Source organism: Pediococcus sp. AC40, from assembly GCF_030252485.1.
Lineage (GTDB): Bacteria > Bacillota > Bacilli > Lactobacillales > Lactobacillaceae > Pediococcus > Pediococcus acidilactici.
The window spans coordinates 1,434,710-1,449,285 of record NZ_CP127012.1; the positions used below are offsets into that span (position 1 = coordinate 1,434,710).

Annotated in this window: 17 protein-coding genes; 3 read left to right on the forward strand and 14 right to left on the reverse strand. The window is 41.9% G+C overall.

Annotated elements, in window-relative coordinates; all coding sequences use genetic code 11:
- Nucleotides 1-21: 21 nt before the first annotated feature.
- Complete coding sequence (locus NL111_RS07050; RefSeq protein WP_002832119.1) at nt 22-1,446, forward strand: APC family permease; 1,425 nt, start codon at nt 22-24, stop codon at nt 1,444-1,446.
- Nucleotides 1,447-1,792: 346 nt separating this feature from the next.
- On the opposite strand, the gene NL111_RS07055 is transcribed toward NL111_RS07050, so the two are convergent.
- From NL111_RS07055 to NL111_RS07070, 4 genes are read right to left on the reverse strand one after another with little or no spacing between them, the layout of a single operon-like run.
- Nucleotides 1,793-2,557 (reverse strand): DUF975 family protein, encoded by a 765-nt coding sequence (locus tag NL111_RS07055; protein WP_004165452.1) that lies wholly within the window; start codon nt 2,555-2,557, stop codon nt 1,793-1,795.
- A gap of 7 nt (nt 2,558-2,564) precedes the next feature.
- Nucleotides 2,565-3,353: an ABC transporter gene (locus tag NL111_RS07060; RefSeq protein ID WP_002832121.1), complete on the reverse strand. Its 789-nt coding sequence runs from the start codon at nt 3,351-3,353 to the stop codon at nt 2,565-2,567.
- Nucleotides 3,346-4,212 (reverse strand): ATP-binding cassette domain-containing protein, encoded by an 867-nt coding sequence (locus tag NL111_RS07065; RefSeq protein WP_002832122.1) that lies wholly within the window; start codon nt 4,210-4,212, stop codon nt 3,346-3,348. Before NL111_RS07065 ends, NL111_RS07060 begins: the two co-directional genes overlap by 8 nt.
- Complete coding sequence (locus NL111_RS07070) at nt 4,209-4,580, reverse strand: GntR family transcriptional regulator (protein ID WP_002832123.1); 372 nt, start codon at nt 4,578-4,580, stop codon at nt 4,209-4,211. Before NL111_RS07070 ends, NL111_RS07065 begins: the two co-directional genes overlap by 4 nt.
- Before the next feature lie 264 nt (nt 4,581-4,844).
- Here NL111_RS07070 and NL111_RS07075 point away from each other — a divergent pair, with 264 nt between their 5' ends.
- Nucleotides 4,845-5,519 carry a helix-turn-helix domain-containing protein gene (locus NL111_RS07075; protein WP_004165838.1) on the forward strand — a complete coding sequence of 225 codons (675 nt, stop codon included), beginning with the start codon at nt 4,845-4,847 and terminating at the stop codon, nt 5,517-5,519.
- On the forward strand, nt 5,516-6,409 hold the full coding sequence (locus NL111_RS07080; RefSeq protein WP_128688300.1) for an IS3 family transposase: 894 nt from the start codon (nt 5,516-5,518) through the stop codon (nt 6,407-6,409). The genes NL111_RS07075 and NL111_RS07080 overlap by 4 nt, the downstream gene beginning before the upstream one ends.
- A gap of 246 nt (nt 6,410-6,655) precedes the next feature.
- On the opposite strand, the gene NL111_RS07085 is transcribed toward NL111_RS07080, so the two are convergent.
- The 10 genes from NL111_RS07085 to NL111_RS07130 form a co-directional block, all read right to left on the reverse strand.
- The gene (locus NL111_RS07085) at nt 6,656-7,471 is read right to left on the reverse strand and encodes a MetQ/NlpA family ABC transporter substrate-binding protein (RefSeq protein ID WP_285110087.1); all 816 of its coding nucleotides are present in this window, start codon (nt 7,469-7,471) and stop codon (nt 6,656-6,658) included.
- Between the two features lie 10 nt (nt 7,472-7,481).
- Nucleotides 7,482-8,162 (reverse strand): methionine ABC transporter permease, encoded by a 681-nt coding sequence (locus tag NL111_RS07090; RefSeq protein ID WP_002832125.1) that lies wholly within the window; start codon nt 8,160-8,162, stop codon nt 7,482-7,484.
- On the reverse strand, nt 8,152-9,189 hold the full coding sequence (locus tag NL111_RS07095; RefSeq protein WP_004165454.1) for a methionine ABC transporter ATP-binding protein: 1,038 nt from the start codon (nt 9,187-9,189) through the stop codon (nt 8,152-8,154). The genes NL111_RS07090 and NL111_RS07095 overlap by 11 nt, the downstream gene beginning before the upstream one ends.
- A 427-nt stretch (nt 9,190-9,616) precedes the next feature.
- Nucleotides 9,617-10,831: an FtsW/RodA/SpoVE family cell cycle protein gene (locus NL111_RS07100; RefSeq protein ID WP_002832129.1), complete on the reverse strand. Its 1,215-nt coding sequence runs from the start codon at nt 10,829-10,831 to the stop codon at nt 9,617-9,619.
- A gap of 15 nt (nt 10,832-10,846) precedes the next feature.
- Nucleotides 10,847-11,068, reverse strand: a complete 222-nt coding sequence (locus NL111_RS07105; RefSeq protein WP_285110088.1) for a DUF2969 domain-containing protein — start codon at nt 11,066-11,068, stop codon at nt 10,847-10,849.
- An 8-nt stretch (nt 11,069-11,076) separates the two neighbouring features.
- Nucleotides 11,077-11,334 carry a membrane protein insertion efficiency factor YidD gene (gene yidD, locus NL111_RS07110; RefSeq protein ID WP_002832133.1) on the reverse strand — a complete coding sequence of 86 codons (258 nt, stop codon included), beginning with the start codon at nt 11,332-11,334 and terminating at the stop codon, nt 11,077-11,079.
- Nucleotides 11,335-11,347: 13 nt separating this feature from the next.
- Nucleotides 11,348-11,569: a DUF1146 family protein gene (locus NL111_RS07115; RefSeq protein WP_002832135.1), complete on the reverse strand. Its 222-nt coding sequence runs from the start codon at nt 11,567-11,569 to the stop codon at nt 11,348-11,350.
- Nucleotides 11,570-11,776: 207 nt separating this feature from the next.
- A complete protein-coding gene (locus NL111_RS07120) occupies nt 11,777-12,196 on the reverse strand; it encodes a F0F1 ATP synthase subunit epsilon (protein WP_002832137.1) in 420 nt (139 codons plus the stop codon).
- A gap of 11 nt (nt 12,197-12,207) precedes the next feature.
- Nucleotides 12,208-13,617: a F0F1 ATP synthase subunit beta gene (gene atpD, locus NL111_RS07125; RefSeq protein WP_002832138.1), complete on the reverse strand. Its 1,410-nt coding sequence runs from the start codon at nt 13,615-13,617 to the stop codon at nt 12,208-12,210.
- Nucleotides 13,618-13,640: 23 nt separating this feature from the next.
- Nucleotides 13,641-14,564, reverse strand: coding sequence for a F0F1 ATP synthase subunit gamma (locus tag NL111_RS07130; protein WP_002832139.1), 924 nt, complete (start codon nt 14,562-14,564; stop codon nt 13,641-13,643).
- Nucleotides 14,565-14,576 lie beyond the last annotated feature (12 nt).

Sequence of the window (14,576 nt, forward strand, 5' to 3'; positions counted from 1 at the left end):
CTTTTACGAGGGGGAAAGCTGATGAGTTCATTCATTAAAAAGTTTATTCATAAAGAGGATCCTTCCCAATACGAAGATAAGGACGCCAACCTGGTGCGCACGTTGACTGTCAAAGATTTTCTATCTTTAGGGGTGGGAACCATTGTTTCGACCACTATTTTTACACTACCTGGAGTGGTGGCTGCGGAACACGCTGGTCCGGCGGTAGTTCTATCATTTCTAGCTGCAGCGGTAGTTGCTGGTTTAGTAGCCTTTGCTTACGCTGAAATGGCTTCGGCAATGCCGTTCGCCGGTTCGGCATATTCCTGGATCAACGTAATTTTTGGGGAAGGCTTTGGTTGGATTGCTGGCTGGGCTCTTCTAGCCGAGTATTTCATCGCAGTAGCCTTTGTAGCTTCCGGGCTTTCGGCTAATTTCCGGGGGTTAATTTCTACGGTAGGCTTAAAACTGCCGGCTGCCCTAGCCAATCCCCTAGGAACCAACGGCGGCATCATTGACATTGTCGCCTTGATTGTCATCCTACTGGTTGCCATTCTACTGGCCTGTGGAACTTCTGAGGCCGCACGGATCGAAAACGCCCTCGTGGTATTAAAGGTTTTGGCCATTATTTTATTTATCATCGTAGGCGTTACTTCGGTTCATTTATCTAATTACGTTCCCTTTATTCCACATCCGCGCGTGTTACCCGACGGTAGTCATTTTGGCGGCTGGAGCGGAATTTACGCTGGAGTTTCGATGATTTTCTTATCCTACATTGGTTTTGATTCAATCGCTGCCAACGCTGGTGAAGCTAAGGATCCCCAAAAAACGATGCCGCGTGGGATTTTGGGATCCCTAGCAATTGCGGTAACCCTTTTTGTGGCGGTTGCCCTTGTGCTAGTCGGGATGTTTCATTACTCTAATTACGCAAATAATGCGGAACCGGTCGGCTGGGCATTACGCACTGCCGGACATCCTGCAGTAGCTAGCTTAGTACAAGCAATCGCGGTAATCGGAATGTTTACCGCCCTGATTGGAATGATGATGGCTGGTTCCCGGTTGCTGTATTCATTTGGCCGGGACGGCATGCTGCCTAAGTGGCTTGGTAAATTAAATCGTCATCAATTGCCTAACCAAGCGTTGCTATTTTTAACCGTCACCGGAATTATTATTGGGTCGCTGTTCCCGTTTGCCTTTTTGGCACAATTAATTTCAGCAGGGACGTTAATTGCCTTCATGTTTGTTACGTTAGGAATTTACGCCCTTCGTCCGCGTGAAGGAAAGGATATCGCGGTGCCAAGCTTCAAGATGCCATTTTACCCAGTTTTACCTGCGTTAGCCTTTTTAGGAACGTTGGCAGTGTTCTGGGGACTAGATTACCAAGCTAAGTTGTACTCGTTGATCTGGTTTGCAATTGGCTTGGTAGTATACTTGGCATACGGGGCGAGAAATTCGAGGATTAAATAAAGAGAACGGAAGCCACCGGGTAATCTTCGAGGATTAGCTTAATCATTCGATCAATCGCCAAAAGTAGCGATTAATCGAATGATTGGGGCTAAACGGAAAAGATTGGTGGCTGGAGTTCATTTCAACCATATTGCAGAGAATACTAAAAGGACTAACCACGAAATTCGTGGTTAGTCCTTTAATTTAGTTAACCGGAAGAAGCTAGGTTGCACAGTTCATTTCAACTCCGCAACAAGCAACCACACTTAACAAACCAAAAAATTCCTTCTACGATTAGAACCCTTGAGGCGCTCCCATTCTTAGAAGGAATTTTTAATATTTTTAGATAGCAAGTTTTATCTTATCTTTATGCAAAAATTTCTGGCACCACTTGCTTACCCCGTTTTTCAACTAAATCTTCGTAAAAGGCGGTGTACACTCCGTTACGGTACGGAATGTACCATAGGAAGCCAATTCCAAAGGTTAATACGCTTAGGATAAACCAGCCCAACAACGATAATTGAAGCAGTAAGAAGCGAGCTTTGTAGCCGTTCATCAAGCGACGACTAAACGTAATAAAGGTGACAAATTCAAATTGGTCCGTCAATTGCCGTTCTTGTGCGTCCTTGTACAGCAAATACGACTGCGAATAAGAGTAAAACTTAATAATCGCGGGAATTACGAACAAAAAGGACCACAGCGTTAAGAAAATAAACTCAAATAAAAAGATGGCCAACGTGGACGTAAAGTATTTCCGAGTAAACGTTTGAAATGGCGCTCCCCACGAAGGAATCCGGGTCCGATTGCGCAACCAATCTAAAGTACCGTATTGAATTCCTACCATAAAGAAGGTCGCGATTGCCATTGATAGAAAATCACGCGCCATCCCCGTTCCGGAATATGCAGAATTAACACTCGCTGCTTGATCATAATTTGTAGCCTGACGCAACGCCGCTGGGTCAGTTTGGGTAAATACTACTACGGCAATCCCAATAAAAGTCATAATCATAAAACTAGTAAACGCGGCACTTATAATTGGTAAGATATTGGCTTTAATGGCCGCCATCCAATTTCCTTGATACGTATCCAAAGTACGTTTCTTTAGTGCTTTAATACTTGTAAAATCATTCATTAAACGGCTATTCTCCTCGTTTCAGTCTTAAGCGCACGTTTAACCATCGCGAAATTGCTAAACATGCTAACATTAATACTAACATAATTATGGAAGGAACTACCGGGTTAAGATGCCCCATTGGCCCTGTATCACCCATAACAAATCTAATGAAATTATCAATTCTTTCCCACGTAATTACTTTTTCACTAACCATTCGTCCAATAATCGTGAAAATAACAATCAGCACTAGCGGAATCCCCACTAGGATTGCCCGCTGCTGCCGCCGGTTAAGCAGTGCAAAGAGTGCCCCTAACATCATTCCACCCGCTGCCACTAGGAGCAGAAAAATTAAGTTAGTTAGAATCATTGAAAGGATGTTGAGGACGCCATTCTTATAAAAATGTCCGTAAAGTGACCAGTAAAAGGAAACATTCTTGCTCTGGTCACCCATTAAGGAAAGCATGTTAGCTAATAAGCCATAAATAATGGCTACCCCAGCTAAAACTAAGAGCGAAATTAATTTAGCAATCCACCCCGTTCGCCGAGAGACCCCATTTTGGATTAAAAATGCAAATCGTTCGTAAGTTAGGAAACCACAATAAAATATCAGCACGAGGTTAACGAAAATTGCGCCAAACGATAGCGTCGTTAATTGTGCCCCAATTGTCTCGGCAGTTCCCGTAAAGCCTTTGCCAATTACGTGAATAATGGTTGGCACCCCCAGCATTAACCCGATAATCCACGCGTACGCGATTAGCACGAGGCGTAAATAATTGCTTAAATCATATTTAACCACCGCCGCAATTTTATTCATGAGTTTCTCCCCCATTTGTTAAATTAATAAAAAGCGTCTGTAAATCCATTGGATCGATATTGATCTCATCTGGAATCGGTCGATCATTTAGCGGCCCATACACGTAATTAGCCTTAATCCGTGCTAGTCGATCACTGCCAATGACGTTTAACCCCGCGGTGTACTGATCAACTGCTTGAACAGGCCCGCTGATGGTGTATGCGTTCGCCAAGACCGTTTCCGTTTCGTCGTCAACCACGATCCGCCCCTGGTCCATAACCATTACGTGCTCAATTAATTTGGCAAATTCTTCAATTAAATGAGTAGCAATCACAAAAGTTCGGGGCTTTTCCGCGTAACTTTCTACTAATGCATTGTAAAAAAGTTCCCGGTGGTTAGCATCCAAACCTAAAACTGGTTCATCTAAAAAAACATACTCAGCCGGGACAGATAACGCCACAATTAACTTAGTAATTGTTCGGTATCCCGTAGAGAGATGGTGAAAAAGCATGGACTCTTTTAAACCGAATTGTTTACTCAACGAATGTGCCAACTCACTATCAAAGCTACCGTAAAAATTGGCAGACCATTTAAAAATGTCCTTAACCCGAATATTTTTGGGATAAAGGTCCACTTCGCTCATTAAGAATAGCTTTCCAAGTTGCCGATCATTATCACCAATCAATTCGTTATCCAGCTTAATTTCGCCTTCATCGGGCCTAATTCGGTTAACCAGCAAATTCAAAAGCGTACTTTTTCCAGCCCCGTTTCGCCCTAGTAAACCGTATATCTTGTTCGGTTCTAGAGTTAATCCAATTCCATTTAAAACTAAGTGGTGGTCAAAAGTTTTCGTTACTTGCCTTACTTCGATACCTTTCATAACGATTGATACCCCTGTTCAATTAATTTTTTTAACTCTGTTTCGGTGATGTTTAAGCGAATCGCTTCCTTAACGACGCCCACCACGTACTTTTGGTAAAAATTCTGTTGCCGGTCTAAAGTAATTTGTTTACTCGCCCCGGGAACCACAAACATGCCGACTCCCCGATGTTTTTCTAAGAGGTTCCGCGCTACCAACTGGTTCATTCCTTTTAAAACCGTTGCCGGATTGATGTGAAACTCCTTAGAAATTTCCGTTGTTGAGGGGATTTGTTCTCCTTCTTTAAAACCGCCCGTGAAAATTGCATCTTCGATTTGTTGGGCGACTTGGAGATAGATTGGTTCGCTGCTATTAAAGTTAAAATGCATAAAATCCACCTTCAAATTATATTATTTACTAACCTAATTACTCACGTAACTAACTATATGGGTTCTCAGCCTAAAAGTCAATTGCCGCCCATCGTCTAAACAATTAATTCCCTTACGAGTTGGTCCTTTTTCCATAAAAAAGAGTGGGACCAAAGTCGGGTAGTTTGTGAGCATTAACCGAAAATTGACCATTATGTGATAATCCCTTTATGGTTGTCAGATGAAATAACATAATTCATCTGATAATCATGGAGGGATTTTTGAATGTCTAGATCTAAGTACACAGCATTAGAAAAATTAAATTTTATAAATGAATTTAACCAATCGAATATTAGTCAAAGAGCATTTGCTAAATATCATGGTCTTCGAAGAAGCACTTTTAAGGATTGGTTAATACGCTACGAAACCTTTGGTATTAAAGGTCTGATGGAAGTTAAAAAAAATAATAAATATTCCACTGACTTTAAGTACACAGCGGTTATGGCATATTTGAATGGTGAAGGTACCCTTAGTGAATTAATGAGTAAATTTGGATTACGTTCATGTAAGCAACTAATTGACTGGATTAACAAGTATAATGAGGATAAAACTTTAACGGCTACGCCGTTTAGGAAGAAGGTCCCCGTTATGAGTCGTAAGACAACTTTTGAAGAGCGAATAGAAATTGTCGAGTGGATTACCAAAGGTAAACATTCGTATGCCGAAGCAGCTGAGCACTTTAAGGTATCATACCAACAAGTTCGCTCATGGGTTATCAAAGCTCAAACTGGTGGTTATGAAAGCCTCGCAGATAATCGTGGGCATCGTAAACCAACTACAGAATTAACCGAAACAGATAAATTAAAGCGCGAAAATCGGCAACTCAAGGCACAATTAGCTGAGAAAAAAATACTTGAAGAATTCGTAAAAAAATACATGGAACTTCAGCGCAGGGGGTGAAAAAGCAACATCGGTTGATTTATCAAGCAATTAAAGAAATCAGTCAATATCACTTTGGAGCAGTATCGCTTCTTTTGAGGAATGCAGGTTTAAGCCGACAGGCTTATTATAAATTTCTAAAACGCAAAGAAACGGATTGGGAACGGCAAGATCAACAATTAAATAACCGTGTACAATATTGGTTTGATTTTCATCATCAAGGTATTGGCGCTGGAAATATATTAGTTAATTTAGAAAAAGATAAGCTGATTGATTTCCCTGTGACCACTAAAATGGTCCGTCGTGTAATGCGTAAATTGCGTATTAGATGTCAGATTCGACCGAAGAAACATAATCGAAACAAACAAAACGAACAATATATCCAAGACAATTTATTAAATCAAAATTTTGAAGTAAACAAGCCAAACGAAGTTTGGTTAGCAGATTCAACTGAATTATCTTATGGAGTAAACAGTGAATATAAGGTACGCCTTAGTGGCGTACTAGATTTATACGGTCGAAAGTTACTTACATATACCTTAAGCGAAACAGAAACTAGCAAATCACAGGTACAACTATTTAAGCAGGCGTTTTCAATGGTAAGTTGTGTTCAACCGTTAATTCATACTGACCGTGGATCAGCCTACACCTCCGGAACATTTAACAATTTTCTTAATCAATTCAACATTAAACGAAGTATGTCACGTCCTGGAACTCCGTATGATAATGCTCCGATGGAGCGATGGTGGAATGAATTTAAACTACGTTGGATGGAACGGCATGAAACACCTAAAACTTATCAAGAGCTGATTAAGTTAGTTGAAAGTGGAATTGAATATTTTAATCATTATGATCGATCAACAAAAAGAAACGGCCTCACTCCAGATGAATACTGGAATGAAGCCGTTTAGTAAGCCGCCTAATTTTATATTATTTCATCTGTCAACTTGACAGGGCCTAGTACATTAGGCAAAATTCAAGCATAATGGTCAATTTTTGGTTAAGCGGAACCAACTGACTTTTGGCACACGTTTTGGCTCTATTAAAGTCAAAAAACTAAAACCACTTTTTAAAGACCCTTTCATCTTTGAAAAGCATTTTTTAGTTTTGTCCCACTCTTCTTGCTAGGATTTAGTCATAGCAATGGAAAAGTTCTCCTATTCAACAGGAGCAACCGCACCCTTGAAATGTTTTTTAATCCATTTCTGAGTTGACTTGGACTTTAATTCCTTCATGAGTTTTTTAATGGCTGACCGATTTTTTTCATCCGGTCGAATAGCAACAATATTACTATAAGGAGAGGCGGAGTTTTCCGTTGCAATCGCGTCCTTTTGTGGATTTAAATGCGCTTGCACCGCATAATTAGAATTAATTACTTCCGCACTGCCCTGTTTATTTTTAAGCAGCTGGGGCATAATTTTTGGTTCGTAACCCGTCTTAAATTGCAATTGCTTAGGATTCTTTGCGATGTCACTAAATTTTGCCTTAGTTAGGTCGGTACCCTTCTTTAAGGTAATTAATCCGGCATCCCGAAAAATTTGTAGCACCCGGCCATAATCCGAAACGTTATTGCTAACCAAAATTTTAGCATGCTTAGGCAATTCCTTTAAAGAATTATATTTTTTAGAATAAACCGCAATCGGCTCCAAGTGGACCGCCCCAGCGCTCACCAAGTGCCCGTGATTCTTTTCATTCCATTCTTTTAAAAAGGGGCCATGTTGAAAATAGTTGGCATCAATGTTGCCGCTCGCGAGGGCTTTATTAGGTAAAACGTAATCCTGAAAAGTTTTGATATCTAATTCGACACCCTCTTTTTTTAATGCGGGTTGGATATGTTTTAGAATTTCCGTGTGGGGAACCGCTGAAGCACCAATCGTGATTTTTTGAGTATTCGCGGATTTTTTTCCACATCCTGCTAAAAGCAAGATGATTGCTAAGCCACTAACTAAAAAAATTAATTTATTTCTTTTCATTTAACCACTCCTAAACTAACCGCTTATCGATTTTCTTAACTAACCAATCGCCAGTCCACTGTAATGCAAAAACAAAAAGTACGATCAAAACGGTGGCAACTAAGATAATGGCTCCGTTATATTGCAAAAAACCATTATTGTAAGCCAACGCACCCAGACCGCCGGCCCCGATTGCCCCCGCCATAGCGGTGTACCCCACTAACGAAATGGCGGTAACCGTCAAGCCGGAAACTAGCGCAGGCATGCTTTCCGGAAGCAATACTTTGAAAATGATGGTCGATTTTTTGGCACCCATGGCGGCAGCGGCTTCCAAAACTCCGGAATCAATTTCTCGAAATGCAATTTCCACCAATCGCCCAAAAAATGGTGCCGCGGCTAAAATCAGCGATGGCAACGCCGCGGTTGGCCCCACAATGGTATGCACCAACACGTTAGTTACCGGGATTAAAATTACAATCAAAATAATATATGGAATCGAGCGAAATACGTTTACCAAGAAGGATACCAGCCAATTGATTAGGCGAATCCCCCAATTTTTACTATTTCGGGTTTCAAAAAGCAGTAGGCCGATTAGTAGTCCCAAGACAGCAGTAAAAATGACCGCCACCAGCGTTACCCAAATCGTTTCCCAAGTTGCTTGACCCATTTCATTCCAATCTACGGTACTAAAGTCTAAGATACTACTGTTCATCACTAACTACCTCCGTTTCCACCCTTAACTTACGTAGAAAACTTACCGCGCCATCCAACTGACTTTGGGGCCCGGTTAATTGCACGTACAAGCTTCCAATTGAACCTTCCTGAGTCTGCTTGATATTTCCCGCGATGATGTTTAGCGCCACCTCTGGAAATTCATGAACCATTTCAGAAACGATTGGCAATTTAGCTTGATCACCGTGGAAAGTTAACCGCACCACCCGTCCGTTTGGATTCTGGTCAACTAATTCATCCAAAATTATTTCGGTATCTTGCGGAGTTGGATCGGTTTCTGCGGTAATAAATCGTTTGGTTAATGCTTGCTGTGGGTGTTTAAAAACGTCTAATACCGCTCCATCTTCAATGATTTTTCCGCCGTCGAGAACCGCCACTTGGTCACAAATTTTACGGATTACGTGCATTTCATGAGTAATCAAGACAATTGTAATTTTTCGCTTACGCTTAATTTCTAATAACAAATCTAAAACTTCATCCGTAGTTTCGGGGTCTAATGCACTAGTTGCCTCGTCTGATAAAAGAATTTCCGGGTCGTTCGCCAACGCACGGGCGATGCCCACCCGTTGTTTTTGTCCGCCAGACAGCTCACTAGGGTAACGATCTTCCTTTCCAGTAAGCCCCACTAGTTCGATTAGTTCACGTACTTTTTGCTCCCGTTGCGGGCGACTAACTCCCGCAATTTCTAGCGGAAACATGATGTTAGCCTTTACCGTTCGGGACCATAATAGGTTAAAATGCTGGAAAATCATCCCAATTTTATGCCGCTGTTGCGCTAGTGCCGCGCCCGTTAGTTGATTAATGACCACATCATTGATTTTAACTTCACCCGTGGTCGGCTTTTCTAGTCCGTTTAACATCCGGATCAAAGTTGTTTTTCCCGCACCGGAATAACCAATGATGCCAAAAATTTGACCATTTGGAATCGCTAAATTAACATCCTCAATTGCGGTTACTGGCCCCGTCTTGGTCGAGAAAGTTTTGGACACGTTCTTAAATTCAATCATTTCAGTTCCTCCTTCAAACAAAAAAACTTCCGTCCGAGAATAATGACTAAGCACCATTCTCAAGGACGAAAGTTTATCGCGTTACCACCTTGTTTTTCCACCCTCCTCACGAAGGGCAGACTCTGCGGGTCCATCAACCCGTGCGCTATATTGGGCGCTCCCATGATTTGCTAGCACCGGGCTCACAAATCGCTGAAAATAACCAAAGACCATCTTCGATAACGTTCTCGTTCCTTTTTCACCACCCAAGGACTCTCTAAGCGTAGAACCGTAATCTACTCATCTTTTTTTAATAATTTGTTAATACGCTAAAGTATACCTTCCAATATCAAGCCTTGTCAACAACTAAATCACTAAAAAAGAACCCTTCCGGTGAAGTACCTCAGTACGAGCACTTCCCCCGGTGCGGATTCTTTCAATGGCTTAATTAAAAATCGGCGTTTTCTTCGATGCTTGCCTTACTATACGAATAGTAATGGTAGCGCATCGACATTATCAATCCAATTCCAATCATGTTTCCAATTAACGCGGAACCACCGGCACTAACAAATGGTAGTGGGATCCCGGTCAACGGCAAAAGTCCGATATTCATTCCGATGTTTTCAAAAACGTGGAATAAAATCATCATGATGACTCCGGTAGCTACGTAAGCGTAAAACTCGTTTTTGGTGTCAAAAATTACTTGTAAAATTTTGTAAATCAATAAAAAGTACAAACCAATCAGAACAATACTTCCAATGAATCCAAAGTTTTCGCCAATTACGGAAAAAATCATATCGGATTCCCGGACCGGCACGTTAACGTTAGAGACGTTGAAGCCCTTGCCAAATAATTGACCCGAACCAATCGCCTTCATGCTTTGCCAAAGTTGATATCCGGAATTGGTAGTATCCGAAGACGGATGCAACCAGTTATCTACCCGAGCAAATTGGTAACTTTCAAAGCCGATCTTTTGCAATAGGGCTTGCCCCCAAGGAAGCGCCACTAACATAAGCGTCGTACTACCTAAAACTACCATTCCTACGAAGGATGGGATTAAGATCCGCCAGGTTACCCCAGAAACAACTACCAGCCCAATAAAGATTGCAATAAACACCAACATGGTTCCAAAGTCATGCTGGAGCAACAACAGGATTGGAATCGGCAAAGTCCAAAGGGCCATGGTTCCAATTAACCGCCAATCTGATTGAATTGTACGATTTTTTACCCGGTGGTTATAAACCGTAATCACCCGCGCCATCATCAAAATGTACGCAGGCTTCATTACCTCGGACGGCTGAAAGGTAAAGCCCCCAAAGGCAAACCAACTCTTAGCTCCGGTATTTGCGGCGTACGAGCGACTGTACAAGAAGAGCACCAGGATGAGCAAAACGATCCCTGCTCCGTACGCAATTGGTGCTAACCACCAAAGCTGGTCTGCATCAAATTGCATAAGTACCACCACGATGCCGACTCCCAAAAGGTACCAAATTAGTTGGGAGAACACTTGGCGAAATACGCTGGTAGCACTAGTATCGTGCGTAGCAGCTACATAGATCGATGCTAGCCCAATAATGGCCAACATAAGTACCGGAAAGATAATTCCATAGTCAATGCGAGAGCTGTCGTCTTTACGCGCTACTCGAGAATCATTTCTTTCCATCGAAGTAGCTCCTTTCTATAGCGAATGTAAATTAAATTCAGCGATAATCCACTGAATCCCCTCATCAATTGATTTTACTCGCATTTCTCCGCTTTGGTTGGAAGCTACCCAATTCTTATCATTTACTTGAGATATTTGTCCAATCATCCGTTGGTTAACGTAAACTTCGTTAACCGTAGTACCGTTATTGTTAGTTTCTTTGACTCCAATAGCAAACTTTTTTTCTTTTCGTGACATTTTAACTCCTATTTTCTTTCTGCACTATTTTTTGAATTTCTTTTTAAAGAAAATTGATCAGGCACGGGGTCGTAACCACCCCGTACGAACGGATTACACCGCAGAATCCGGGCAATTCCCATTAAAGTGCCCTGCAACGCACCAAAGCGCTTGAGCGCCCCCACCATGTAATTAGAACACGTTGGATAGTAACGGCACGAAGGGGGAAATAAAGGTGAGATCACCCTTTGATATCCGCGAACCAGCATTAATAAGAAGCTCTTCATTATCGCTAACCTTCTAACGCACTAAAAAAGTTAAGTTCTGAATTGCCGTAATCAAACCTAAGAAAAAACTAGCAACGGTGTAGCCTAACGCAATTGAAAGCAAAACAATTAACATTTTTGCCTGACTTTCAAACCGGCCCATAAACTTATGAAACGGAATTGCTTGAATACACCAAAAAGCCAGTAAAATAAAGAATAAATAACTAATTAACGTAATTATGGCTTGAATTCCCAATCGCTTTCCCTCCAAAATTCATACATATAGTATTGTACCAGAAAATTAAGCTAAGAATAACTTTTTACTCACAAAAACAGTGGTTAATTCGCTCCGCAATTCTGCTCAATTTGTGAAAATTTACCGGCCCATTCCCAAAAAAAACGTTCAGTTGTGAGGAAAAATTCCTCATAAACTGAACGTTATCAATAATAATATTAACTAGCTTTAATGTTTTGAAACGTTGATTCGGTTAATCGCCCGCCGCAAATGAATTTGCGCACGCCGAAGCTCGCTATTATCGTGAGCTTGTTGTGCTTTACGGATCGTTGCCTCAGCACGTTTCTTAGCACTTTCAGCTCGCGCTACGTCAATGTCAGCTTGATTTTCAGCAGTATCCGCAACAATCGTTGCCGTGTTATCTGAAAACTCAACAAAACCACCGTTCACCGCCACTACATCTTCAGCTTTGTCATGCTTAATGCGCACTTCGTCAATCGCTAAAGTTGCAATTACTGGAACGTGATTAGGTAAGATTCCCAATTCACCTTCTCTGGTATTGACTACCAGCATGGTAACTTGGTCATCATTATAAATCTGACCATCAGGAGTAACAATACTAACTGTTAATACTGAATTTTCAGCCAATTAGATCCCTCCTAATCTTCTGTAGCAGTTAATTTCTTAGCCTTTTCAACCACATCGTCAATTGAACCAACCAAACGGAATGCTTCTTCTGGAAGGTCATCGTACTTACCTTCAAGGATGCCCTTGAAGCCAGCGATGGTGTCTTCCAATTTGACGTAATGTCCTGGTAAACCAGTAAATTGTGCCGCAACACTAAAGTCTTGTGACAAGAAGAGTTGAATCCGCCGTGCCCGTGCAACTACGGTCTTTTCTTCGTCAGACAGTTCATCCATCCCAAGGATTGAGATAATATCTTGCAATTCCTTGTAACGTTGGAGAACATGTTGTACTTCACTAGCAACTTCGTAATGTTCTTCGCCAACAATTTCTGGGTCCAAAGCTGTCGATGTGGAAGCTAATGGATCCACCGCAGGATAAATCCCTTGTTGGGTTAAGCTACGTTCCAAGTTGGTTGTAGCATCCAAGTGGGCGAAGGTAGTTGCTGGCGCAGGGTCAGTATAGTCATCGGCAGGAACGTAAACCGCTTGAATCGAAGTAACTGAACCTTTCTTCGTAGAAGTGATCCGTTCTTGCAATTGACCCATTTCAGTAGCCAAGGTTGGTTGGTAACCAACGGCTGAAGGAATCCGACCAAGTAAGGCAGAAACTTCTGAACCAGCTTGGGTAAAGCGGAAAATGTTGTCAATGAATAACAACACGTCTTGACCTTCAACATCACGGAAGTGTTCCGCAATCGTCAAACCAGTCAAAGCAACCCGCATCCGAGCCCCAGGCGGCTCGTTCATTTGTCCATACACCATGGCCGTACGTTCAAGAACGCCCGATTCCTTCATTTCGAAGTACAAGTCGTTACCTTCACGTGTCCGTTCTCCAACCCCAGTAAATACTGAGATACCATTATGTTCTTGTGCAATGTTATGAATTAATTCCTGAATCAAAACGGTTTTACCAACTCCGGCACCACCGAAGAGACCAATCTTACCACCCCGAATATATGGAGCAAGTAAGTCAATAACTTTGATCCCTGTTTCAAGAATTTCTGTACTTGGATTCAATTCGTCGTATTCTGGTGGGTCACGATGAATTGGATCGCGTTTTATATCTGGACCTAGCTCTTTACCACCATCAATTGTTTCACCCAAGACGTTGAAAACACGACCAAGTGTTTCATCACCAACTGGTACTTTAATTGAGTCTCCAGTATCTTCAACTTCCAGGCCACGTTGTAGCCCTTCCGTTCCGTCCATAGCGATGGTTCTTACGACACCATCACCTAACTCAAGCGTTACTTCAGAAACTAAAATTGTACCGTCTGCTTTTTTAATTTTCAAAGCATTATTGATTGTTGGGATTTCTTCGTCAAGGGGGAATTCAACGTCGATAACTGGTCCGATAACTTGAACAACTTTACCAGTACTCATATTGTTTAATTCCTCTCGTTAATTTATTCAAGTGCGGCTTGACCACCGGTAATTTCGGTGATTTCAGTCGTAATAGCACTTTGTCTAGCGCGATTATACTGTAGCTCTAAATCTGCAATTAAATCACTTGCATTATCAGAAGCGGTGCGCATAGCTGAAGAACTAGCGGCGTGTTCCGCCGTCTTAGCATCTAAAATGGCACCGTAAACCAAACTCTCAGCATACTGTGGCAAGATTTCTTGCAACAATACTTCGGGAGATGGTTCGGTTTCATATTCAGCAGTGATTGTTTCGTGCTTACCATCGTTTACCAATTCTTCGCCGCCAATTGGCAACAATTTAGTAACGTGGAAGCTGTTCGAAAGTCGATTTACAAAGTGATTGTAGCAAACGTATAATTCATCGAATTCACCGTCTTTGTACATCTTGGTGACGGTAGTGACGATTTCCCGAACTTCGTTAAAAGTAGGCACGTCGCTAACCCCGCGGTATTCGTAGCCGACCTTTTGTGGGCGATTCTTGTAAAAATCAGCCCCGGTACTACCTACCGCAAGAATTATGGCATCATCACCGCCATCATGACCGTGTTCTTTCATGAAATCGTTAGTTTGCTTAATCACACTACTGTTATATGAGCCCACTAACCCGCGATCAGACGTAATAACTAAGTATCCGGTCTTTTTCACTGGCCGTTGAACTAATAAATCAGCTGCTGATATAGCCTGATCAGAGCTAGCTTTGCCAGCCACTCCCGCATTCATTAAATGCGATTTAGCCAGGTGAGCAACAATACTCTCAACTTTCTGCGCGTACACTTGATATCCAACTGTATGTTTCTGAATCTGGCTTAACTTAGCCGTTGAAACCATTTGCATAGCAGTCGTAATCTGACTAGTTTTCTTAGTCGAATCAATTCGCCGCTTAACATCTTGTTCAGATATTGCCATTAATTCTCACCA